This is a genomic window from Desulfobacter postgatei 2ac9 (genome assembly GCF_000233695.2).
Classification (GTDB): Bacteria; Desulfobacterota; Desulfobacteria; order Desulfobacterales; family Desulfobacteraceae; genus Desulfobacter; species Desulfobacter postgatei.
In genome coordinates this window covers 2,989,390-3,011,655 of the sequence record NZ_CM001488.1, presented here as the reverse complement: position 1 = coordinate 3,011,655, position 22,266 = coordinate 2,989,390, and the positions used below count along the sequence as shown (strand labels likewise).

Genomic DNA, 22,266 nt, shown 5'->3' with positions numbered 1-22,266 from the left:
ATGCTCTTATCCCTGTTGTTCGTGGGCAGTTAGTTTCTTATTTCTGTTTTTCGTACTTTGGAAACTTCGCAGCGGTGCATAGTGGAGATTATTGCCACCCGACAGAAGAATATGGCTACGCTAAATGTCAACAGAACATAGAATATTGCTTCTCAATTTTGTGATTATAGTATCAACGTTTAAATTTATCCAGTCTTGAAAAAGGGGAAACCAAACTATATCACTGTCTGAAAGGTAACAGAAAAAGAAATCAAACTGGTGGAGGTAACCTACATTGGATCACATGAAAAAGCGCATACTAAAGAGACTCTTCTTTAAAATACTTGATACATATCTCAAACTGAGATATGTAAAGATATGCACATCATAACACGGAAAAAAATATTGGATTTTGCTGAACGATACCCGGAATGTTCAACCGCCCTGGATGCCTGGTACCGAATTGTGAAGCATACAGGGTTTGGCAACTTCGCTGAACTGAGAGGTGTTTTTCCAAATGCAGACCAGGTGGGCGGGTTTACCGTGTTTAATATCGGCGGGAACAAGGTCCGGCTTATTGCAGCTGTCCATTACAACACACAGCGGCTGTATATCCGGCATGTCCTCACGCATAACGAATATGACAAAAAAAATGGAGGGAAGGCTGATGTTACAGGAGGCAAACGACATTATCCGGATCTGGCCGGATATTAAAAGCATCTTCTCCGTGGCCCATTCAAAAGCAGAATATGACCGGCAGGTATCTTTTCTTGACAGCCTTTTGGATGAAATCGGAGAGGACGAAGGACACCCGCTGGCGTCTCTGGTCGAGACCGTCGGCAGTCTTGTTGAAACGTATGAAACCGCCCACTTGCCGGAACATGAAGGCGCACCTGCTGACATCCTGAATTGTTTAATGCAGGAACACGGTGTCAGGCAGGGAGATCTGCCGGAGATCGGCAGTCAAGGGGTTGTATCTGAAATTTTGAGCGGAAAGCGCAGGCTTAATACCCGGCAGGTGAAGGCACTAGGAAAACGCTTCGGGGTTTCGCCGGTGGTGTTTATTTGAGGAAGAGTTTACTGTCAACCCTTTCGCTTTCCATTTGCTGTCTAACGAGTATTGAAGTGTGTGCAGGGGAGACACAAAATCATGAAATTTCCATATGGCATATCTGATTTTAAAACCGTTGCCGGTGAGGGGTATTTCTATTGTGACAGGACCGATAAGATACCTTTGCTTGAAAATACAAAATCCCAGCTGTTTATCCGGCCCAGGCGGTTCGGCAAAAGCCTGCTTCTTTCAATGTTGGAAAACTATTATGATGTGGCAAAAAAGGATGAATTCGATTCGATTTTCGGGAAGTTGAAAATCGGAAAAACCCCAACGGCTCTGCACAATTCATATTTTATTTTGAAATTTGATTTTTCATGTGTTGATTGCACCGGCAGTGCAAAGGAAGTGAAGGAAGCTCTTTTTGATCATATTAACGACTGCATTAAAGGATTTTTGCTCTATTACGGGGAGTATGATCTTCCCGGGATTGAAATAAACCCCAAAAATGCCATAAGTTCTGTTAAATCGCTGGTAAGCTCGGTGCGCATGACCCCATATCCGGTATACCTTCTCATTGATGAATATGATAATTTTGCCAATACCATCATGATGGGCATACACAGCGAAGAAGACAGATATAAGGCCATTGTGCATGATGAAGGCCCTTTAAAGACTTTTTTCAAGGCAGTAAAATCCGCCACGTCCGGTTCCATGATTGATCGTGTGTTTATCACCGGGGTTTCTCCGGTTGTGATGAGCGATATCACAAGCGGATATAATATTGCCGAAAATATTTACTTTGAACCTGAATTTAATGATCTGTGCGGCTTCAGGCAGCAAGAAATTGAAGCGGTGCTCAAAGAAATTGTTGATCAATGTGGATTTGAAAAGGAAAAAATTCAGGAAGCCGTTAATTTGACGAAAGTCTATTATAATGGATATAATTTTTCCCATGCCATTGATGAATATGTGTATAACCCAACCCTGTGTTTATATTTTTTGAAACAGTTTGAAAAAACCTGCACCTATCCAAGGAAAATGCTGGATTCAAATCTTGCAGTGGATGAATCAAAACTTGAATATATGGCCCGGATGCCCATGGGAAGAGATCTTTTGATGAACCTGGTCCAGAAAAATCATGAGCTTATTGTCTCTGATATTGAAGACCGTTTCGGCATTAAAGAGATGCTGTCTGATCAATCCAAGGACAATATGTTTCTGGCATCTTTTCTTTATTATTTCGGCGTGTTGACCCTGGCCGGTGATACACCGGACTTAAAGGTGCGGTTAAAAGTTCCCAATCTTGTCATTAAAAGCCTGTATGTGGATCGAATTCAAAAAATGCTGCTGCCCGATCCCGGAGACAGGGATGAGGGTTCGAATGCGGCCGAACAGGTGTATCAAAAAGGAGATATGGCGCCGTTGTGCGCTTTTATGAAAAACAAATATTTCAAGGTGTTTCATAACAGGGACTATCGGTGGGCCAATGAATTGACCATAAAGACCGCGTTTTTAACTCTGCTCTACAATGATATCCTCTATATCATGGATTCTGAAACTGAAATTAACCGCAGATATGCCGATCTTACCATGATCATCCGGCCGGATAAGCGACATGGTAGAATATTTGATGTATTGATTGAGTTCAAGTTTGTAAGGCTCAAACATGCCGGAATCTGTGCTGAAAAGGCACGGGACTTGTCCGGGGATGAATTAGCAAAACTTCCTGAAATTGTAAGGCAGATGGAGAACGGTGAAAAACAGGTGTGTGCATACGGACATGAGCTTGAACAACGGTATGGGAATCTGCGTCTGAAAAAATTTGTGGTGGTTGCTTTGGGATTTGAAAGGGTATGTTTTAAAAAATTGAGTTGATATGGCTTCAGTAATTGTACATTAAAACAGGCTTCAAATGGAAGTTCCAACATTGACACACAATCAGTGTCCATTTATAGTGTATTTAAATAACAACCATGTGGTCTGGTCTATAAACACATAGGCTCAATTGGGACTTTCATATAAAAAGAAACAAGGAGGTTTACAATGCCCAATATCACCATTTCATTAGATACTGAACTGCTGCATTCAGGACGCGAATACGCAAAGCAGCACCAGACTTCCCTGAATGCACTGATCAGAAAATTGTTGGAGCAAACCGTCGTGCCCCAGTCAATTGAGTGGATTGATTCATGTTTCGAACTCATGGATCGGGCAAAGGCGGATTCCAATGGCCGGACCTGGAACAGGGACGATTTATATGACCGCTAAAATCTTTATCGACACCAACATCCTTGTCTATGCTCTGGATCAATATGATCCTGAAAAGCAACATAAAAGTCGGACGATTCTCCGTCAAGTGGCCCAAGGGCCCGGAGGCGTCATTTCCACCCAGGTCATGCAGGAATTTTACGTTACAGCCACAAAAAAGCTTGAGGTTGATGCCCTGATCGTCAAAGATATCTTACACTCGTTTTCCCATTTTGAGGTTGTATTGATTTTGCCTGAAATCATTGACCGGGCCATTGACTGCCAAGTCCTGAATAAAATTTCCTTCTGGGACGCTCTCATTGTATCGGCGGCGCAAAGTGCCCGTTGTGGAAAAATCTGGACCGAGGATTTGAATCCCGGCCAGATTTTTCAGGGCGTAAAAGTAGAAAATCCTTTGATTCTTTAATTTTTGTATACCCGGAGTCAGGTCGGAATTCTTTATCATACATTCGAAAGGATAAACCTTCGGCAGCTATCAATTTTCGTAATCGGGCTGAGAAAATATTCCGAACACTTGAGGATTTTTCCTGAATCCGGGAGAATTGTAACTGAATTTCCAGAACTCCCTTACCGAGAAGTAATCATATCGCCGTATCGTTGATCGGGTGGCCCTGGGGTTTGAACGGGTCTGTTTTAAAAAGATCGTAAAAAACTTTTGACTTGCTACAGTTTCACTGATCGGGTAGTCGGGGAGGGGCAGTTAACTGCCCCAGGTAATTCCAAGAATGTTAAAAACCCCTTGATGATATTTACACATAGATGTAAATATAAATCAGACAAAGGGGTGAAAATAAATGAAGATGATCACAAGCAGGCAGACAAGTAAAGGAGGTGCCAATGGATATTTATTATGCAATCTTTTCACCTGATGACGACGGATGGTCTGTCCGATTCCCAGATGCCCTATCCGTGAACACCTGCGGGGAGACTGTTGAGAAATCTCTTGAAATGGCTGTAGATGCATTAAGCGCAATAATGGTTCTGGGCCGCAAAGGCCGGGAATATGAAGCCCCCAGGCCTTATGTTGAAATCAGAAAAGAAGCAAAGCAGGGGGAGCTTATTTTCCCTGTGTTGCCATCTGAAAAAGCAATGGACGAATACCGCCCTAAAAAAAGAATTAACGTCATGATACCCGTGGATTTGCTGGAGCGGGTGAACGAATATGTTAAAACCCAGGAAGGGCTTGATAGATCCCGCTTTATCTGTGGAGCGGTTGAGCGGGTTTTAGGGTAAACCTGAATACAAAAAAACGCCTGCTTCACTCAAAGAGTCAAGCAGGCGTTTTCATTTTTACGCAGGTTAAATATCAGTGATGTGAATCACCTTTATCATTAACCGTGTCATAGGCCGCCTTAAGAAGGCAATAGGTCATACCTGCCCCTAAAATGGAGATGGCATACCAGAACCCACCGAAAAAAATTGCATGGCCGATGTCCCAGACCCATTCAAAACAAAAGGGAAACATTAAAACCTCCTTTATCAGTTTTGAGCTGCCGCGTCGGCAGGTTCGTTAAGTTCCAGTTCCTGGGGGAATACCGGCAGATAGCGATATGCAACGGCAATCAGGATAATTCCGTAGGCAACAGGTAAAATGGTGGTCGCCACTTCCTGCCAGCTTGGGATATACAATGCCCAGGAGTCAAAAGACATCACAGGCACGGCCATGATCTGAAGCACCATAACCCACCGGTTCAGACATACACCAATAACGCCAAGAATAATCGCAATGGTGCGGGTGGTGGGATTTTCACGGGTACTTTTATTAATCAGAAGCAGCCCAGGCACAACACCGCATAAGATCACTTCGGTAATCAAAATCCAGTATCCATAGAACCCGTTGTTGCTGTAAAAATGTCCCAGTTCGAATCCCATGGACGGCACGGTGACGAATACCCAGTAAACGGTATCAATAATCTTGGCGATAATATAGGTGGTAATCATCCACCCGGAAATTTTTGCCAGCAGATTGACGGTTTTATCTCCGACCAATTTTTTACCCGTAATTATTTCCGTAATCTTGGTAACCATCAAGGTAAAACAGGGACCAAACGCTGCGGCAGACCAGGTAAACAGGAAAAAGGTCCAGGGCCAGATCAAAAGGCCTTCGCGGTAAGCAAAAGGACGGCCAAACATAACGCCGGCCACACCGCCTAACGAGCCCTGGTGGAAAAAACTCAAAAAAGCGCCGGTGGCGGCAAAAACGGCCATCACCTCGTGCATGTTGTGGCCCAGGTGGTGAAAGAACGGCACCTTATTGACCTGGCGGTTTTCCAGGATATTGGGAATGAATTCAATGGTCAGCACTGCAAAATAACAGGAGAGACAATAGGCCACTTCTGTGAGCATGGAATGGACATTGGCATGCCAGAAAATAAACCATCCACGCAGGGGCTGTCCGATATCTATGGCCAGGATCAGCAGGGCGGAACTGTAACAGATAAAACCAATGATCACGGCAAAGTTGATAATATTTTTCAAATCATCAACCTTGAAAATGTATTTCAAAAGACCTGTAAAAAAAGCACCGCCGCCAACGGCGATGACGGCCAGGTCAGCCCAGATCCACAGGGCAAATCCGTAGTAGTCGTTCATGTTGGTCTGGTTCAGACCTTTGAACCAGCACAGGAACATGGCATAAACGCCCCAGAGCAGAACAGCACCCACAATGATGATCCCAATGATGAATATCGGGAACGCGCACCGCTTGGCGCCTTCGGGTATTAATGCATCATCTAACATATCTAATTACTCCTAAATAGTTTTATGCAAGTTAACCATGGGATGAAGACGCCCCATGATGGGTTTTAACATTTTCCCACTCACCTTTAAGGTAGTTGTCCCCGGCCTTTCTGACCCATTCCCGATCAGACATGTAATAGACCTTGGGGTTGGTACCAAGACGCTCAAGCAGCCTGAAAACTTTCGGGTTTCTGGATTTTCCCACAACCTTGTGGTTCATGGGATCAGGATGGGGATCCGGTTTAACAATCTGATGGACCTTGTGGGCAGGATTATTCAGGTCGCCAAACACAATGGCACCTGCCGGGCAGGCGGTGGTGCATGCGGTCTGGTACTCCATCTCTTCTATTTCACGGTCTTCAACAATGGCCTGTTCCCGGGCCAACTGATACCGGTGGTAACAAAAGGAGCATTTCTCGACCACACCGCGCATACGCGGGGAGACATTGGGGCTTAAGTAATTTTCCATACCCTCGGGCCATTTGGGATCCCACCAGTTAAAGTGCCTGGCATGGTACGGGCATGCCCCCATGCAGTACCGGCAGCCAAAGCAGCGGGTATAAATCTGGCTGACAATACCTGTATCATAACCGTAGTCGGTTGCCGTGGCAGGACATACGGATACGCAGGGAGAATGACCATGGTCACCGATTCCGCCGCAGTGCTGGCAGGGACGGGGCAGATAAGCAATTTCAGTTTCGGGAAAGGATTTTCCATTGGTCAGTTTGTACACCCGCATCCAGGTGATACTGAGCTTTTTGTCGGATTCATCCTCCTTAAACGGAACGTTATTCTCAGACATGCACGAGACCATGCAGGCACCGCATCCCGTGCATTTGTCCAGATCGATAACCATCCCGAACTTATGGGCTTTTTTATTTTCTATCATCAGAACCTCTTAAAAAGATTTCGTAAACAGTTTACGCCTTGGAAAGAGTGGCTTTAATTCCAAAGGCAGCATCCAGTCCTGAACCAGGCTCGATGACCGGGCCGATCAGATCATTGACATTGACACCTTTACCGGCCACGTAAGGATTGTTGAAGGCATGTCCAAGCCCCCTTGGCATACCGATCACGCCGGGTAGAATACCTTCATTAAAGCCGATTTTAACCTTTGCCTTCCCCATGGCGGTTTTAAGGACAGCAATATCACCGTCTTTCAGGATGCCTGCAGTGGCTGGATTAATCTCAACAACACTGTATTTTCCTGAAAGAACCTTGTCGGAAATGATTTTAACAGCAAAGGGAGAAGATATCATTGAACCGACGGCAAGCCGCATCTTATCAACAGGCACAAGGGTGTAATCGCCTTCACCCATGGGCACAGCAGCTTTGGGAGCGGAAACAAGGAAGGTAAAATCCGTTGCAGGTGTCCCCACAGGCGGCTTGTCATCAATGACGACATATCCGTCGCCGGACAGGGTATGCCAGATTTTTCCCGTCACTTGTTCAAGGCAGGCATCATAAGAGTTCCAGGAGAAACTTTGTGCAATGCTGTCGCCCATGGCCTGGGCAAGAAGGATCAGCGCATCTGCCGGGTGTTTGGTGTCAAATATGGGTTTAACCATGGGCCGGCACAGCCCTACGACTGTTTTAGCAAGACCACCACCGGAAACCACATCTTCCAGGCGTTCAAGAAAAATGGATGCCGGCAGGATCACATCTGATCTAAGAGCAGTTTCATCCATGAAAGAACTGAAGCTGACCTTGAATCCAACCTTATCCATGGCAACCTTGACCTTTTCAGGATTGTTCAAAGCGTAGCAGGGATTGGCATTATAAATAAACAGGGCGGAAAGCCCCCCATCCTTTTCAAGCTTGTCAACCAGTTCATTAACGGAACCGGCAAGTTTGGCCTTGCTTGCGCCTTGTTTTGCAGCATCATCCATTACATTTTCGGGAAAGCTTAAATAATCGGCCGGGTACATGACAAACACACCACCTTTTTTATTCAGGCGGTCTGCCAGTGCATTCAGGGCCTGGACGGCAGCGAATTCACGAAGGCTTTGACCAACGTCTCCCCTGCCCTTTCCCGGCACGGCCACAGGAGCCTTGGCCTTGATGAATTCCATGGCAAGGGCCTCCATATCCGCAGCTTTGACACCGGTGATCGCTTCTACCTTGTCCGGTGTATACTCTTTTGCCAGCATAGCAGCAAAAGCGGACGTGTTTACGTCCCCGGCAATCAAGTTCTTTGCGAGCAGCACGCCACAAAGCCCCAATGCCAGGTCTGCTTCAGTGCCGGGCTTTACAGCAATGATCTTATCCGCAGCATTGGCCGTATTGGACAGTCTGTAATCAACCTGTACAAGCTTGGCCTTGCGCTCACGTCTTGATGCATTGGCCTGGATACAGGCAACAGGGGAACCCCAGCCTTCAATAATTGCCGCACCGAAACTTAAAATGAAATCGGAATGATCAAGATCAAACCCAAGGCTTCGATCTGCACCGTGAAGGGCAGCAGCCGTCAGCGCGAGATTGGATTCAAGGCTTGGCATGTTATATGTATTGGGAGAGCCGAAAGCAGCCATAAACCGTTCAAAAAGCTGGGCCATGGAACCGCTGTCGGCACCAGTGATCAGACCGAGGGATTCAGGTGTTCCGCTTTTACGAATTTCACCCAATTTTTGGGCCACAAGTGAAATCGCCTCATCCCAGGAAATCTTTTCAAATTTATTACCGTTTTTCTTTAACGGGGTTTTTATCCTGGCAGGATCATACAGATACTGCAGGCCGGAAATCCCGTGGGGGCAAGCACCACCGTTATTAATAGGGTAATCGTCAAGGCCTTCGATCTTAACAGGCCGTCCGTTTATTTTTTTGACGCTGATGCCGCAGGCACCTGGACACAGGCTGCATACGGATCGGTCATAGGTTATTTTACCGTCTTCAGGGACAGGGGTCCAGGGCCAATTCTGGGTCCAGATGGAAGAATCATCTGTCAGCTTGACACCCACAGGGGAAAGCGCGACGCCGGCTGCCGCACCAAGTCCCAATCCCAAGAAGCTTCGTCTGTCAATTTTCATAAGTCATCCTTTATAAACTTTGAAATTCTTGTCCTTGAGGTATCTTACTTGTGGCACTGGAAGCAGTAGCCCTTATGACCCATTTTTTCCAGATGGCATTCCGCACAGTCATCCATCTTCATACGATCCCAGGAATTCTTTTTGATCCCCCAGATATTCTTGCCCCAGATATCACGGCTGTAACCGGTGATTCTGTTTTCTTCATAGGGCCGCGAAGATGAGGACTCCCCAATGTGACCATGGCAGGTCTTACAATCCATGCCGCCTGCAACTGTATGAGCTGCATGGGAGAAAAACACGCAATCAGGTTGTTTGGCATAAATCAGCCAGGGCACTTCTTTCCCCTTGGCCACATACTCCTCTACAAACACGGCTTCGTCCTCGGTCTCTCCCATGGGTTCATCCGTATGGCATTCCATACAGGCTTGCAGACCCGGGATTCCGGAGAAGGTTCCGTCTTCTCTGAAGAAATGGCAGGTTTCACAATCACCTGTTTCTTCGGCATGAAGCTTGTGATCGAAATTAAAAGGCTGCTCCTTTTTTGAATAAAGCAATTTTGGAAACAGCAGCCAGCCCGACAGGAAGCATACCAAAAATGCCCCCATAAAAAAGATGACACCAAGGCCTAACCCTTTGTCATCTTTTGGACCGTTGTCGGTGCCGTGGTGCGCACCATCCTCAGGACCATCGTTTGCTTTGTTTTCTAACTCGCTCATGAAAACCCCATCAATGTTAAAATGTTGATGTTACCATACCTTTACGGCCACAGGATAACCCCCGGGCCAATATTTTTCGCAGAACAGCATTGCCGTGCCTGTTTCTGCAATACGTCCAGAAAATACAAATTCGGTCAATCTATATTAATATATGTTTCCCTTGTCAAGTTTAATTGGGAAACCCTTGCTCTGGAACGTCCCGAACAGAAATGGATTCAAAATTATTTTCTTCAGCTATTTTGGCTTTTATACAATAGCTTAAAAAAAATAACCCGACAAAATGTAATTTTTCGAAAAAATTCTGATTTATAGAGAGATAAGGTAACTTGGATTTATTTAGCCGTAACTGTGAAGGCCGGATAAAAAGAAATTCACGCCGAAGTAGGTGAACAAAACCCCTATAAATCCGATGATGGAAACAATGGCAAGATTTTTTCCGTACCATCCGCGCATCAGGCGCAAATGCAGAAAAATGGCGTAAATAAACCAGGTAATCAAAGACCAGGTCTCTTTAGGATCCCAGGACCAATATTTGCCCCAGGCGGAATTTGCCCAGACAGAGCCTGTGATAATCCCGATGGTCAGAAAGAGGAACCCGAAAACGATCATCTGGTAGGTCAGTTCATCAATGGTGTCCCAGTCCGGCAGTTTTGCAAAAAACGAACTCGCCCCGGGATCTTTGGGTTTGATGAAGTACATAAAGCTGAATCCAAAGGCAAGGGCAAAGCCTGCATACCCAAGAAAGCAGGTAATTACATGGGAAATGAGCCAGTTGGACTTAAGTGCAGGGATCAACGGGGTGATTTTTGAAGTAATGGACGGATCAAAACTGGCATAGGCAATACCCAGGAAAATCAAGGGAGAAACAAATACGCCGATGATGCTTTCCTTATATTTAAATTCCACAAACACATAAAGGGCGGCCGCAGTCCATGAAAAAAAGACCAGGGATTCATACATATTGGAAAAGGGGGCATGCCCGTATCCCATCTGATAGGACTCCATCCACCGCAGCAGAATTCCGCCGGTATTGGCCACCAGCCCGATGACAATCACCCAGAACCCAAGCCGGGCAAACGCAGGTTTTTTGAAAGAAAAAGATCCAATATAAAATACCGATGCCAAAGCATAGATAAATGTTGCAGCCGATAAAAGCAGGGATGAGTTCATTAGCCTGATACTTCCTTTAATTCCTTTACAAGTTTTTTAACGGTCAAATTCGTGCTCTGGGCGTTACGGTTGGCCCGACCGGCGACCCATACCCGGGTGCTGCCGGATCCGGTTTGTTCAAGGCCGATACACACGGACTGGTGGGAAACAAAGAAAGTGACCCAGCAACCGATAATCATAAGAAGAAAGCCTGTGTACACAAAGGGAACGCCCGGGTCCTTTGTCACCTGAAGGCCGGTGTAATAGGCCTGATCCCAGGATTTAACCTCAACTGTGAATCTACCCTTGCGCATTTTATCAAAGGTGGGAAACTTGGTGGGCAAAACAATTTGAACATTCCTCCCGTCGATTGTATCAAGGCGCCCGATAAACGCCTCACCAAGGTTATGACCATTGAAGTCATAATGGGGTACAAACCCTTCAAATATAAAATTGCCGGCACCCGCCGGCAGTGACACGACACCGCCGTTTTTTATGGTGTGTATCTCAACCGTCCCGGTTTCACTGTCAGTGATCTCAAACCGGGCTTCATCAGGTGTGGTTGCACCGTAGGACGCCTGGAAGATATTGATACCCTTGTACCTTAACGGATGGTTGACCAAAATATCTTCCGTAAAACTTTCCTGGTTGTTTTCAAGGATGGTCAAGCTGGACTTAAATTCATCCGGCGCCCCCGTATCGTAAAACTTAACCTGAAAAGAATTGCACCGGACCGTGAACGGCAGCTTTATGGGCAAGCGCGTATGGGTATCAAACACGGTATCTGCGGTCTGCCCCTCGTCCAGACGCAAGTTTGCCTTAAACCCCAATGCAGAGCCGATCAGGGCTCCGGCAAGGAGCATCAGCACGCTTGAATGGACCACGTAAACCCCGAGGCGGGACCACCGGCCTTTTTCAGCATACAAAATCAGACCCGTTTCACTCGTCTTTTCAATTACTTTACCGGCGCGTGCGGCAAGCATTTGTTTTGCCTCGCGCGCAAAACGGTCCATGGAAAGCTGACACTCAAACTGCTGTCTGTTTTTAGTTTTTTCAAACCGCTCGGGATTAACTGAAATATTTTTAGGAAAAATAATTTTCCAGGTAACCGAAAGCCGGTCAACGGAACAGACAACAATATTAACGCATAACACCACCATGAGCAGCAGATACCACCAGGCTTGATACATCCTGTCCAGATCAAGCACCTGGATCATATTATATAATCCTGGGCCGTAAAGCCTCATATAGGCTTCGGGAGTTCCGTTCTGCAAAACCACAGTTCCAATGATGGAAGTTAAGGCTAAAAGCACCAGGGTATAAACCGTGAGTTTCACCGAGGCAAAAAACATCCAGAGCTGATCGGCAAAGCTGTCTTTTTGTTTCAAAACAATTCTTTCACTAAATGTTGTAGGAAAGTCCAAGCGCTGCTCAAGCGACTTTCATGTTCAATGTATGCCATCACCGGCAGCGCTTACCAGAGGACTTCATGCCGGCCAAGATATCCGCCCACCGTTTTTCCAGGTCTATTCTCGATCTAGTACTGCCTGCAGGTTGGACCTACGTTCAACCGAGGTCTTTACGGCCTGCCGGATCATGGGCATACTGCCGAAAATAACCACTTTTTTTCGGGACCGCGTGATACCCGTATAAAGCAGCTGTCGGGTAACAACCGGTGAGACCTGTTCAGGGATAAGGATCAGCACAGTGTCAAATTCCGATCCCTGGCTTTTATGGACGGTGACCGCAAAGGCAGGCTCACATTCGGGCAGATCAGACAATCTGAAATGCCTTGCATCTGATTGCCCGGATTTTGACTGTCCCGATTCCGACTGTCCCAGGGCAAACCAGGCCGTGGGCACCCCGCTTTCTTCAAGGACCACACAGGTATCACCATTAAACAGCAACCTTTTGTAATCATTGCGACGGACCATTAAAAGCATTTTAAAAACAGGCTGATTTATACCATCTTTCGATTTAGATCGTAATATTTTTTCACATAGATGATTAATTTGTAATGTTCCGCTGTTTCCTGAATTGTGCGCGCACAGCACACGAAAGCCATCAAGGAGGCCCATGGCCTGCTCAGAAGTCGTTGCATTCCAAAGCGGTCTATAGCCTTCCAGGATACAGGATTCAAGACGGGCCTGATATCCTTTGTCTTCGGCGGTATCCACAAATAGAATATCAGGATAATCCGCCTTAAGGATACCTGCCACAGCATCCGCATCACTGATATTAACGGCCTTTGCAAGCTTTTCAATGCCGACTTTTCCCCCGGATCTGAAATTAACATCCAGAAGCACCCGGAAATCAGACAAAACATCGGCATGACACAGGTCAAAAAACACGGCACCGGCCTGAACCGGAGAGAGTTGATTCACATCACCGAGTATCACAATACGCGCATCAGGGCGGATGGCTTCAAAGAGTCTTGTCATAAGCGCCATATCAATCATGGACGCTTCATCAATAATCACCAGGTCTGCGGCCAGAGGATTGGCTGCATTGTGCCGGAACCCGGCTCTGTTTTTCACAGGTTTAAGCGCACTGTGGATGGTAGCCCCATCTTTCAACCGGGCTGCGGCCTTGCCGGTGGGTGCCAGACACATCACCCTAGGGGGCTTGAGGTCGTTTTCATAGGCCCAGGTTGTCAAAAGCGTCTGTATTATATCTGTAATATACGTTTTTCCGGTACCCGGCCCCCCGGACACAATGATGAAACCGGAACAAAGGGCCTTTTTGACAGCCTGCTGCTGTCCAAAAGTCCTGTGGGTATCCCGGCTGTTAAAATAAGCAGTCGGCCTTTTGTCCACAAATTCATCATCAGGTCCTGGCATCTGCCTTTGAATCCGTGCCCGGATATTATCTGAAAGCCGGCATTGAAAATCATAGTATCTGGAAAGATAAAGATTGTTGTCCCGGTCAAGGATCAGAGGATATTTACCAATCCAGGACGCCATGTCATTTTCCTTTTTCCCGCACTGTGAGACTTCCATGCCCACCATGGTAGAATTTTTTAGCGCATTGCACCAGAATTCGAGTTCAGGAAGCCGGATGAGTTCTTTCCCCTCGGCCGTTTTCAGAACGTTGCCGGCAGTGCCTGTAAGATCCAGACAAATGGATCCTTTGGAAAGTGCCCTGCAGGTCAATGCTGCCGAAAGAATCTCCAACGGCCCTGCATCTTTAAAAACATTGGCCATGGTTGTGGAAAAATAGTAATCCAGATGGGAAAAAACCCCCGAATCATGGAGAATACCAAGCGCATTGAAGGAAAGGTTATTCATACCCTTATTTACCAGCAGAAAATAAAAAAGAAAAGCATGGGCAAAAAATATAAAATCCGCCCGTAAGAGGCGGATTCATACAATGATTTATAAAACCTGAAACTTAATTATGCAATAATATCACAACCCAATCCTTTGGAATGATCTTTAGGCACAAGTCCGCCTGATGTCCGAAAACGACGGTCAGGGTTTTTCCTGCGATCTTTCTTAAACGACAACGTGACAATGACACCCTCTCTGACACTTTTCCTGCGGTCATACATCCTCTTGCGCCGCTCTTTTTTGTGGCCGCGAACAACGGGATGATAACCAGGTTCTCTGTCTCCGATCTCTATAACCTTATTGGCGATTGGTATTATTTCATTTTCTGCAACCACAATAGTCACCACTCTTTAAATATATTTTGAAAGTTATTCCTAACCTCTTAATAAACATATCGTTAATAACGATAAACTTCTTTAATATTTAAAGCATAAACCCATCTCAATCTTTATTAAAAATATATTCACAGGGAAATTTCCCCGGAGCGGGTTTCTATGACCTATTTCTTATTTTCACACTCATCCACATACCTGTGGAGTCTTAAAAACGGAATGAACATAATGTCTGTGGATTCAAAATGCGTAATAAGCCAGTTCTGCAATTCCACAATATCTTCAATTGCCAAATTATCAACGTCTTCTGCAATTTCACGACGAAGGCCAAGGGCTTTTTTGATAAAGCGGCGATGGGCCTTTGAATGGATGTCAAGATCGGGATATCCTTTGCTGCCAAGAAGTTTTTCCTCTTTTGAGAAAAAAATTTTGCTGAATTCATTGATCTCGGTAATCAAATTGGCCACATCCTTGGCGTCGGCCTTGCTCGTCTTCATTTCAATAAGGGTGTTAAACATATCCATAAGCTGTTTCTGACATTCATCAAGTTCAGGCACATCCACGCTGTATTTTTTATCCCATTCAATAATATTGGTCATGGGTCACTCTCCTTTATTCGTTGTTCTATTTTTCCCCTTCCCCAGCCACAAGGTACCAATTATACCGATGGATATCAGTATGGCAAAAATTACGGCAAAGGAAATTCCATGCTGGCCGAACCGCGGGTAAATGACAAAAGGAACCAGATAGCCGTACAAAAATGAATGCAGCAGTCCGATGCCAACAATTCTGATTGCAATTTTTGTCACCCCAATCGCTCCAAAAGCCGCTGGTGAATATTTCCAAACCCGCCATTGGACATGACCAAGACAACATCTTTGGGTTTAAGTTCCAAGGCAAGAAAATCAATCACCTGGCCAGGGTCATCGAAATGGTGGGCAGCTCTGCCCCTTTTACAAATATCTTCGGCCAGACGTTCGGGTGAAAACCGTTCTTCTTCAGGAATATTCTTTTTAACCCCGGGAGAACAGATGCACACCAAATCTGCCAGGTCAAAGCATTCCGGATAGGTGGCTTGGAAAATATTTCTCATGCTGGTATTGGTTCTAGGTTCAAACACGGCAACCAGACGGCCCCGGGGATAAAACGGTTTGACTGCGGCAATGGTTTCTTTAACCGCTGTCGGATGATGGGCAAAATCATCCATCACTGTGATACCGCCAACCTGCCCCCTTATTTCCTGGCGCCTTTTAACACCGCTGAAGCTTGAAAGGCCACGGGCAATATCGGCCTGCGTTATCCCCATGCTGCGGGCTGCGGCAATGCAGGCCGTTGCGTTGAGAAGATTGTGCCGTCCGGGCAGATCCGTTTGAATATTGATATCCGTACCAGGGCCTGTGATGCGGGCAAGGGTGTGCAAACGGCCTGTACCAGGATCCGGCTCACTGCTCAGGCGATGGTCATGCACCTGCCACATGGCGCCGGGGCCGTATGTCTGAAGATCAACAACACCCGCCTGTTCCAGGACCTGCATCAGATTAAAATTTTCCTTGCAGGCAATAATACGGCTTTTATCCCTGATCTTTGAAGCCAGGGCACCAAAAGTGCGGCAAATATGATCCAGATCGTCAAAGATATCTGCATGGTCAAATTCAATACCGGTCATAATGGTTATAAAGGGATCATAATGCATGAACTTGGGGCCTTTATCAAAAAAAGCCGTATCATACTCATCCCCCTCTATCACCATGTATTCCCCGTCACCAATTTTAAATGATGAATTATAATCCTTTAAAATCCCCCCGATCATAAATGAAGGAGAAAGACCGGCAGTTTCCAGCAAATGTGCCATGATTGAAGAGGTGGTTGTTTTACCGTGGGTACCGGTGACAAGAATGATTTTCTTGTTATTGGCAATAAACCGGTTCACAGCCTGGGGCATAGAGATATAGGCAAGCCCCCTTTCCATTACGGCAACCGCTTCCGGATTATCACGTGTCACGGCATTACCGATAATAACAAGGTCCGGAACCCGATTTGGATCGTCACTGATATTGGCCGGGTCGAATCCGGAAAAAAGCGTAATCCCGTTATCTTCAAGAAAATCGCTCATGGGCGGATAGACATTCCGGTCTGATCCGGTGATAATATAACCCATTTTCTTTAAGATACAGGCCAACGTGCCCATGCCCGTACCACAGGCTGCAACCAGATGAATCCGCTTGATTGAATCAGCCATTAAATTTCCGTCATAACCTTCCGTGCGGCGTCCAGGGTAGTTTCAATATCCTCGTCCGTGTGGGCAGCAGAGATAAAACAGGCCTCAAACTGGGATGGCGCAAGATAAATACCTTTGGCCAGCATGCCCCGGTAGAATTTTGCGAACCGATCCAAATCACAGGTCTTGGCATCATTGAAATTGCGCACCTTCCGCCCTGTAAAAAAGAATCCGGCCATGGAGCCGAAATGCCCGGCAGAAAAAGGGATATTCGCTTCATCGGCTGCGGCCTGGAGTCCTTTGATCAGCATATCCGCCCGCCGGTCCATGTCAGCGTAAAGCTGATCATTCTCAAGGGTTTTTAACGTAGCGATTCCCGCGGCCATGGCCAGGGGGTTGCCTGACAAGGTCCCGGCCTGATAAATAGATCCCCCGGGGGCAATCTGCTGCATTATTTCCCGTTTTCCGCCATATGCACCCACGGGCAGTCCGCCACCGATAACCTTACCAAAACAGGTCAAATCCGGGTCAATATCAAAATAGCCCTGGGCGCACGCCCTGCCCCCGACCCGGAATCCGGTCATGACTTCATCAAAAATAAGCAAGCTGCCATAGGCAGCAGTCTGTTGCCGCAATACCTTTAAAAACAGCGGATCAGGAGCTACCATACCCATATTCCCTGCCACAGGCTCAAGAATCACGCAGGCAATCTCCTTGCCTCTGTCAGCCATAAGCCGTTCAAAACTTTGAATATCATTGTATGGCAAAGACAATGTATTGCGGATCACATCAGCAGGAACCCCCGGGCTTCCGGGAATGCCAAGGGTGGCGACACCGGATCCTGCGGCCACAAGCAAGGTATCTGCATGGCCATGGTAACATCCGTCAAACTTGACAATCAGATCCCGGCCCGTCACGCCCCTTGCCAGACGAATGGCACTCATGGTCGCCTCGGTGCCTGAGTTAACCATCCTGATCATATCCACGGAAGCCACTGAATCCACAACAAGCTGGGCCAGTTTATTTTCAAGCGCCGTGGGCGCACCAAAGCTTGTGCCTGACTCCAGCACTTTTTTTAAAGCCTCAACCACAGGAGCCGGACGATGGCCAAGGATAAGCGGCCCCCAGGAGAGGACATAATCAATATAAGTGTTCCCGTCAGCATCGAAAATCCTGGCACCCTCTCCTTTTTCGATAAAAACGGGTTCTCCGCCCACTGAACCGCAGGCCCTTACCGGAGAATTAACCCCGCCCGGAATCAAATTTCTGGCCGATGAAAATAAAGCGGCTGATTTAGTAAGTTCCATATCTAATCCTTAATATATTTACAGGTAGTGTCACAGTTAACATTAATTAATCTTGGAAAATGGAATATACCAAACTGAGTTCAAAGGGGTCAACTGCTTTGATTTTTACCCGGCATATAAAATAGTGCCCCTTAACATTTGACCTCATGGAAAAAGCCTTATATAAGTTAGGGTTGGATTATGGACGATGAACATTACATGATGCTTGCCTTGGATGAGGCAAAAAAAGCTGAAAAACATGACGAGGTCCCGGTTGGAGCCATCGTGGTGGACCAGGCCGGCAAGGTAATCGGACAGGGATATAACTGTCCGATATCTGAAAAAGATCCCACAAGCCATGCTGAAATAAAGGCTATTCGTTCGGCCTGCAGATTCATGAATAATTATCGCCTGCCCAGGACAACGCTTTATGTAACCATAGAACCATGCATCATGTGCATGGGGGCAATAATCCATGCCAGAATCCAGCGACTGGTATTTGGGGCACTGGATCCTAAATGGGGAGCTGCAGCCTCCCTCTACCAAATGGGATCGGATGCACGATTAAACCATCACCTTGAAATTGTTCAGGGAATATGTGAAGAACAAACAAGACAGATTATTAAAAGTTTTTTTGAAGAAAAAAGGAGAAACCGTGACAAACACAGTTGTTGTGGGAACCCAGTGGGGTGATGAAGGAAAAGGAAAAATTGTCGATCTGCTCAGCGAATACGCTGATTATGTTGTCAGATTCCAGGGTGGGAACAATGCAGGGCACACCATGGTGGTCAACGGAAAAGAAATTATCAGCCACTTGATCCCCTCCGGGATACTTCAGCAGAAAAAATGCTTTATCGGCAACGGTGTTGTGGTTGATCCTTTTGTATTACTGGATGAAATAGATTATCTGGCGGACAATAATATTGATGTATCCCCCAACATGCTGGAAATCAGCAATCGTGCCCATATCATCATGCCCTATCATCAGGAGATTGATAAAGCCCGGGAAATAAAAAAAGGGAAAGATAAAATCGGTACCACCGGCCGGGGGATCGGCCCCTGCTATGAAGATAAGGCAACCCGCGTGGGTATCCGGTTCTGTGATCTTCTTGACTTTGATCTGTTTAAGGAAAAAGTGGAGACGGTCATGGCGGAGAAAAATTTTTACCTGAAAGAGTATTTCAAAACCGACCCCATGGACCCGGCACTTGTTCTTGATCAATTTGAAAATATCCGGGCCCGGCTTCTCCCCTATATTTCCGATGTTTCCGTATCCCTTGACCAGGGCATCCGGCAGGGCATGCAGATTTTATTTGAAGGTGCCCAGGGCACGCACCTTGACATTGAACATGGCACCTACCCCTTTGTCACCTCTTCCACAACGGTTTCAGCCAACGCGGCAAGCGGCAGTGGCGTGGGGCCAGGCCAGTTGAATGAAATCATCGGCATTGTCAAGGCATACACCACCCGGGTGGGCGCAGGTCCTTTCCCAACTGAACTATTTGATGAAACCGGTGAGAAAATCCAAAAAACCGGGGCCGAGTTCGGCGCCACCACCGGACGCAAACGACGCTGCGGATGGTTGGACATGGTGGTTCTGAAAAATGCCGTCCGCCTGAACAGCCTGACCGGACTTGCCATCACCAAACTTGATGTTCTGGATGACCTGGATGAAATTCAAATCTGTACAGGATATGAATATTGCGGAAAAATCACCACAGATTTTCCGGCCCAAATTGATCTCCTGGCAAAATGTTCGCCTGTTTATGAAACACATCCCGGCTGGAAAACACCGACATCTGATATGACCGATTTTGATGATCTGCCGGAAAAAGCCAAAGCCTATCTTGCACGGATAGAAGAATTATCAGAAGTCAAAATTAAAATTGTGTCCGTAGGACCGGGACGTGAGGCCACCATTGTTAAAGAAAATATTTTCTAAATTGACATTCTCTCAATTATGGTATATTAAATGACGTCTTATGCGTCGGGATGTGGCTCAGCCTGGTAGAGCACCTCGTTCGGGACGAGGGGGTCGGAGGTTCAAATCCTCTCATCCCGACCAACGATTTAAAAAGGTATTCAGCTTTATTTAAAAGCGAATACCTTTTTTTTGTTCCCACATTGAATGTGGGAACTTTTATATGTTTCGTTTCACATTTCACTTCTATCATAGGCTTCAGCAAGATCATCCGCCCAGTTTCCGTTCCAAACATCGGGAACGGTCTCTTCTACCAAGGTGATGCTTTCCCAGCTGATGCCGATTTCAGTAAAAATATCCTTGAGGATTTCTTCAGTGGGGGCCAGCCAGATGCAGAAGCGCATGCCTTTATCTTTGTTATAGTAAGTTTTGATCCAGGTAGCCGCTTCAACACCTGCCAGCTTACGCCAGTTTTCCTTTACGACTTCCCAGTCGACTTCAGGGGAGTTATGAATCATCATATATTTATTCGTTTTACTCATGGCTAATCTCCTTATATTTTATTAGGTTAAGTTGATTTACCCTTCAGCCATGGACTGTCCGGTTAAATACAACTAACTCAATAATCATACCAAAGATTGTTTCTATACTTCAAATCTTAGATAACCATACGTATATATTAATAAACCTAAAGTATTTTCCCCCTTACACATTCCAACGCCACAAAAGATTGACAATCTCCTGTCCGCCACTTATGATACAAACAGCTTTAGTGGCGCTACAAGTAGCGCCACTAAACCACTCTAAAATAAAAAATCCAACAATGGAAAACATTCAAGAAGCGATTGAGAAAAACGAACTGCTCAAGCGGTTGCTGGAAGCCATCGGTGACGGCGTGTTTGTGTTGGATACCACCGGAAAAATCGTGGTATGGAATCCAGCCATGGAAGCTATCAGTGGGTATTCATTCCAGGAAATTAAAGGAAAAAACTGCCGGATATTGAAGTTCAGCCAATGTTTCGGCAAGGAGTGCCCTTCCGGGATCAATGTCTGCAGGATACTTGAAACTGGAAAAATGACACCCACTGAATGCGTAATCAGCCACCGGGACGGGCATACCCTTTCAGTGAGCAAAAATGCCAGGGCCATTAGAAACGACCGCGGACAGACCATAGGGGTGATCGAAAGCGTCACGGATCTGACTAAACTTAAAAATGCCCGACTGAAGATGGAAAAAGCCACCCGCCGCCTGAGCGAATTAAATCGGCTGGGTGGCATTATCGCCAAAAGTCAGGTAATGCAGAATGTATTCTCTTTCATAAAAGCGTCAGCAGCCACCGAAACGTCCATTCTCATCCAGGGTGAGAGCGGAACGGGAAAGGAACTTGTGGCCAAGGCCATTCATTCCATTGGTGAAAGAAGGAGCAATCCCATGATTACGGTCAACTGCAGCGCTTTATCCGAATCATTACTGGAAAGCGAATTGTTCGGACATGTTAAAGGTGCATTTACCGGGGCTAGCCGGGAGCGGATCGGGCGATTTGAACAGGCTGATCAGGGCACTATATTTTTAGATGAAATCAGTGAAATCTCACCCTATATTCAGGTAAAACTCCTGCGCGTACTTCAGGAAAAAGAGATAGAACGCGTCGGGGATTCCCGAAAACGCAAGGTGGATATCCGGATCATTACCGCCACCAATAAAGATCTGAAATCACTCGTTGATGAGGGCCTTTTCAGGGAAGATCTGTATTACCGGCTCAAGGTCTTTCCCATTTACCTGCCCCCCCTGAGACATCGCAAAGAAGACATCCCGCTGCTAGTCAACCACTTTATTAAGCACAATAACAAGATATCCGGCGGAACCGTTACCGGCATGGCAACACCGGCCCTGAAAACCTTCATGGAATATGATTGGCCCGGAAATATCCGGGAGCTGGCCAATGCCATTGAACATGCATTCGTGCTCTGTTCCGGCCGCCAGATTGAACAGGAAGACCTTCCCGTTGAAATCACCGGCGGAGAGCATACCACCTATGCAGCCCCTCCCTTATCTTACCCGGAGCCGCCCCATCCTCGTAAAAAGCAGCGGCCGTCTCTGGATCGGAAGCGATTACTGGCTATCCTCCGTGAGTCAGGATGGAACAAAGCCGAAGCGGCCAGGCAGACCGGCTTCAGCCGGGCAGCCATCTGGAAATACATGAAAAAATGGGATATTCCCATGCAGCCCGAATAACAAATCAAACCAC

General features: G+C 46.5%; 23 protein-coding genes and 1 tRNA gene. 10 read left to right on the top strand and 14 right to left on the bottom strand.

The features are described 5' to 3' along the window. The first annotated feature begins 384 nt into the window (after positions 1 to 384). The 6 genes from DESPODRAFT_RS13875 to DESPODRAFT_RS13850 all read left to right on the top strand — a co-directional run bounded on the left by DESPODRAFT_RS13875 (position 385) and on the right by DESPODRAFT_RS13850 (position 4,534). Positions 385 to 693, top strand: a complete 309-nt coding sequence (locus DESPODRAFT_RS13875) for a type II toxin-antitoxin system HigB family toxin (RefSeq protein ID WP_245531921.1) — start codon at positions 385 to 387, stop codon at positions 691 to 693. Beyond that, the gene (locus DESPODRAFT_RS13870; RefSeq protein ID WP_004074246.1) at positions 647 to 1,048 is read left to right on the top strand and encodes a helix-turn-helix domain-containing protein; all 402 of its coding nucleotides are present in this window, start codon (positions 647 to 649) and stop codon (positions 1,046 to 1,048) included. Before DESPODRAFT_RS13875 ends, DESPODRAFT_RS13870 begins: the two co-directional genes overlap by 47 nt. Before the next feature lie 81 nt (positions 1,049 to 1,129). Continuing rightward, entirely contained in the window at positions 1,130 to 2,908 is a 1,779-nt protein-coding gene (locus tag DESPODRAFT_RS13865) for an AAA family ATPase (protein ID WP_004074245.1), read from the top strand. Positions 2,909 to 3,076: 168 nt separating this feature from the next. Beyond that, positions 3,077 to 3,301, top strand: a complete 225-nt coding sequence (locus tag DESPODRAFT_RS13860; RefSeq protein WP_004074244.1) for a DUF6364 family protein — start codon at positions 3,077 to 3,079, stop codon at positions 3,299 to 3,301. Beyond that, positions 3,291 to 3,707 carry a PIN domain-containing protein gene (locus DESPODRAFT_RS13855; RefSeq protein WP_040015990.1) on the top strand — a complete coding sequence of 139 codons (417 nt, stop codon included), beginning with the start codon at positions 3,291 to 3,293 and terminating at the stop codon, positions 3,705 to 3,707. The genes DESPODRAFT_RS13860 and DESPODRAFT_RS13855 overlap by 11 nt, the downstream gene beginning before the upstream one ends. A gap of 431 nt (positions 3,708 to 4,138) precedes the next feature. Further along, the gene (locus DESPODRAFT_RS13850) at positions 4,139 to 4,534 is read left to right on the top strand and encodes a type II toxin-antitoxin system HicB family antitoxin (RefSeq protein WP_004074242.1); all 396 of its coding nucleotides are present in this window, start codon (positions 4,139 to 4,141) and stop codon (positions 4,532 to 4,534) included. Between the two features lie 73 nt (positions 4,535 to 4,607). Here the strand turns inward: DESPODRAFT_RS13850 and DESPODRAFT_RS20405 are convergent, their stop codons facing one another. The 13 genes from DESPODRAFT_RS20405 to hemL form a co-directional block, all read right to left on the bottom strand. Continuing rightward, on the bottom strand, positions 4,608 to 4,766 hold the full coding sequence (locus DESPODRAFT_RS20405) for a hypothetical protein (RefSeq protein ID WP_004074241.1): 159 nt from the start codon (positions 4,764 to 4,766) through the stop codon (positions 4,608 to 4,610). A 14-nt stretch (positions 4,767 to 4,780) separates the two neighbouring features. Continuing rightward, a complete protein-coding gene (gene qrcD, locus DESPODRAFT_RS13845) occupies positions 4,781 to 6,040 on the bottom strand; it encodes a menaquinone reductase integral membrane subunit QrcD (protein ID WP_004074240.1) in 1,260 nt (419 codons plus the stop codon). A gap of 31 nt (positions 6,041 to 6,071) precedes the next feature. Then, a complete protein-coding gene (qrcC, locus tag DESPODRAFT_RS13840; RefSeq protein ID WP_004074239.1) occupies positions 6,072 to 6,929 on the bottom strand; it encodes a menaquinone reductase iron-sulfur cluster-binding subunit QrcC in 858 nt (285 codons plus the stop codon). A 31-nt stretch (positions 6,930 to 6,960) separates the two neighbouring features. Continuing rightward, positions 6,961 to 9,066 carry a menaquinone reductase molybdopterin-binding-like subunit QrcB gene (gene qrcB / locus DESPODRAFT_RS13835; protein ID WP_004074238.1) on the bottom strand — a complete coding sequence of 702 codons (2,106 nt, stop codon included), beginning with the start codon at positions 9,064 to 9,066 and terminating at the stop codon, positions 6,961 to 6,963. Between the two features lie 44 nt (positions 9,067 to 9,110). Continuing rightward, on the bottom strand, positions 9,111 to 9,782 hold the full coding sequence (qrcA, locus tag DESPODRAFT_RS13830) for a menaquinone reductase multiheme cytochrome c subunit QrcA (protein WP_004074237.1): 672 nt from the start codon (positions 9,780 to 9,782) through the stop codon (positions 9,111 to 9,113). Positions 9,783 to 10,118: 336 nt separating this feature from the next. Continuing rightward, complete coding sequence (ccsB, locus tag DESPODRAFT_RS13820; protein ID WP_004074236.1) at positions 10,119 to 10,952, bottom strand: c-type cytochrome biogenesis protein CcsB; 834 nt, start codon at positions 10,950 to 10,952, stop codon at positions 10,119 to 10,121. After that, positions 10,952 to 12,319: a cytochrome c biogenesis protein ResB gene (gene resB, locus DESPODRAFT_RS13815; RefSeq protein WP_040015988.1), complete on the bottom strand. Its 1,368-nt coding sequence runs from the start codon at positions 12,317 to 12,319 to the stop codon at positions 10,952 to 10,954. Before resB ends, ccsB begins: the two co-directional genes overlap by 1 nt. A 138-nt stretch (positions 12,320 to 12,457) precedes the next feature. Next, entirely contained in the window at positions 12,458 to 14,218 is a 1,761-nt protein-coding gene (gene recD / locus DESPODRAFT_RS13810) for an exodeoxyribonuclease V subunit alpha (protein WP_004074234.1), read from the bottom strand. 107 nt (positions 14,219 to 14,325) lie between these two features. Next, positions 14,326 to 14,595, bottom strand: coding sequence for a hypothetical protein (locus tag DESPODRAFT_RS13805; protein WP_004074233.1), 270 nt, complete (start codon positions 14,593 to 14,595; stop codon positions 14,326 to 14,328). A gap of 164 nt (positions 14,596 to 14,759) precedes the next feature. Next, positions 14,760 to 15,191, bottom strand: coding sequence for a bacteriohemerythrin (locus tag DESPODRAFT_RS13800; RefSeq protein ID WP_004074232.1), 432 nt, complete (start codon positions 15,189 to 15,191; stop codon positions 14,760 to 14,762). A 3-nt stretch (positions 15,192 to 15,194) separates the two neighbouring features. Next, positions 15,195 to 15,401 (bottom strand): hypothetical protein, encoded by a 207-nt coding sequence (locus DESPODRAFT_RS13795; RefSeq protein WP_004074231.1) that lies wholly within the window; start codon positions 15,399 to 15,401, stop codon positions 15,195 to 15,197. After that, positions 15,398 to 16,831, bottom strand: a complete 1,434-nt coding sequence (gene mpl, locus DESPODRAFT_RS13790) for a UDP-N-acetylmuramate:L-alanyl-gamma-D-glutamyl-meso-diaminopimelate ligase (protein WP_004074230.1) — start codon at positions 16,829 to 16,831, stop codon at positions 15,398 to 15,400. Before mpl ends, DESPODRAFT_RS13795 begins: the two co-directional genes overlap by 4 nt. Beyond that, a complete protein-coding gene (hemL, locus tag DESPODRAFT_RS13785) occupies positions 16,831 to 18,117 on the bottom strand; it encodes a glutamate-1-semialdehyde 2,1-aminomutase (RefSeq protein ID WP_004074229.1) in 1,287 nt (428 codons plus the stop codon). The genes mpl and hemL overlap by 1 nt, the downstream gene beginning before the upstream one ends. A gap of 180 nt (positions 18,118 to 18,297) precedes the next feature. Here hemL and tadA point away from each other — a divergent pair, with 180 nt between their 5' ends. The 3 genes from tadA (at position 18,298) to DESPODRAFT_RS13770 (ending at position 20,161) form a co-directional block, all read left to right on the top strand. Then, the gene (gene tadA, locus DESPODRAFT_RS13780) at positions 18,298 to 18,789 is read left to right on the top strand and encodes a tRNA adenosine(34) deaminase TadA (protein ID WP_004074228.1); all 492 of its coding nucleotides are present in this window, start codon (positions 18,298 to 18,300) and stop codon (positions 18,787 to 18,789) included. Then, positions 18,752 to 20,038, top strand: a complete 1,287-nt coding sequence (locus DESPODRAFT_RS13775; protein ID WP_004074227.1) for an adenylosuccinate synthase — start codon at positions 18,752 to 18,754, stop codon at positions 20,036 to 20,038. Before tadA ends, DESPODRAFT_RS13775 begins: the two co-directional genes overlap by 38 nt. Before the next feature lie 46 nt (positions 20,039 to 20,084). After that, positions 20,085 to 20,161, top strand: a tRNA-Pro gene (locus DESPODRAFT_RS13770). An 89-nt stretch (positions 20,162 to 20,250) separates the two neighbouring features. Here the strand turns inward: DESPODRAFT_RS13770 and DESPODRAFT_RS13765 are convergent. Next, positions 20,251 to 20,559, bottom strand: a complete 309-nt coding sequence (locus DESPODRAFT_RS13765) for a DUF4242 domain-containing protein (protein WP_004074226.1) — start codon at positions 20,557 to 20,559, stop codon at positions 20,251 to 20,253. A 281-nt stretch (positions 20,560 to 20,840) separates the two neighbouring features. Between DESPODRAFT_RS13765 and DESPODRAFT_RS13760 the strand changes: the two genes are divergently transcribed. Beyond that, on the top strand, positions 20,841 to 22,253 hold the full coding sequence (locus DESPODRAFT_RS13760) for a sigma-54 interaction domain-containing protein (RefSeq protein WP_004074225.1): 1,413 nt from the start codon (positions 20,841 to 20,843) through the stop codon (positions 22,251 to 22,253). Positions 22,254 to 22,266 lie beyond the last annotated feature (13 nt).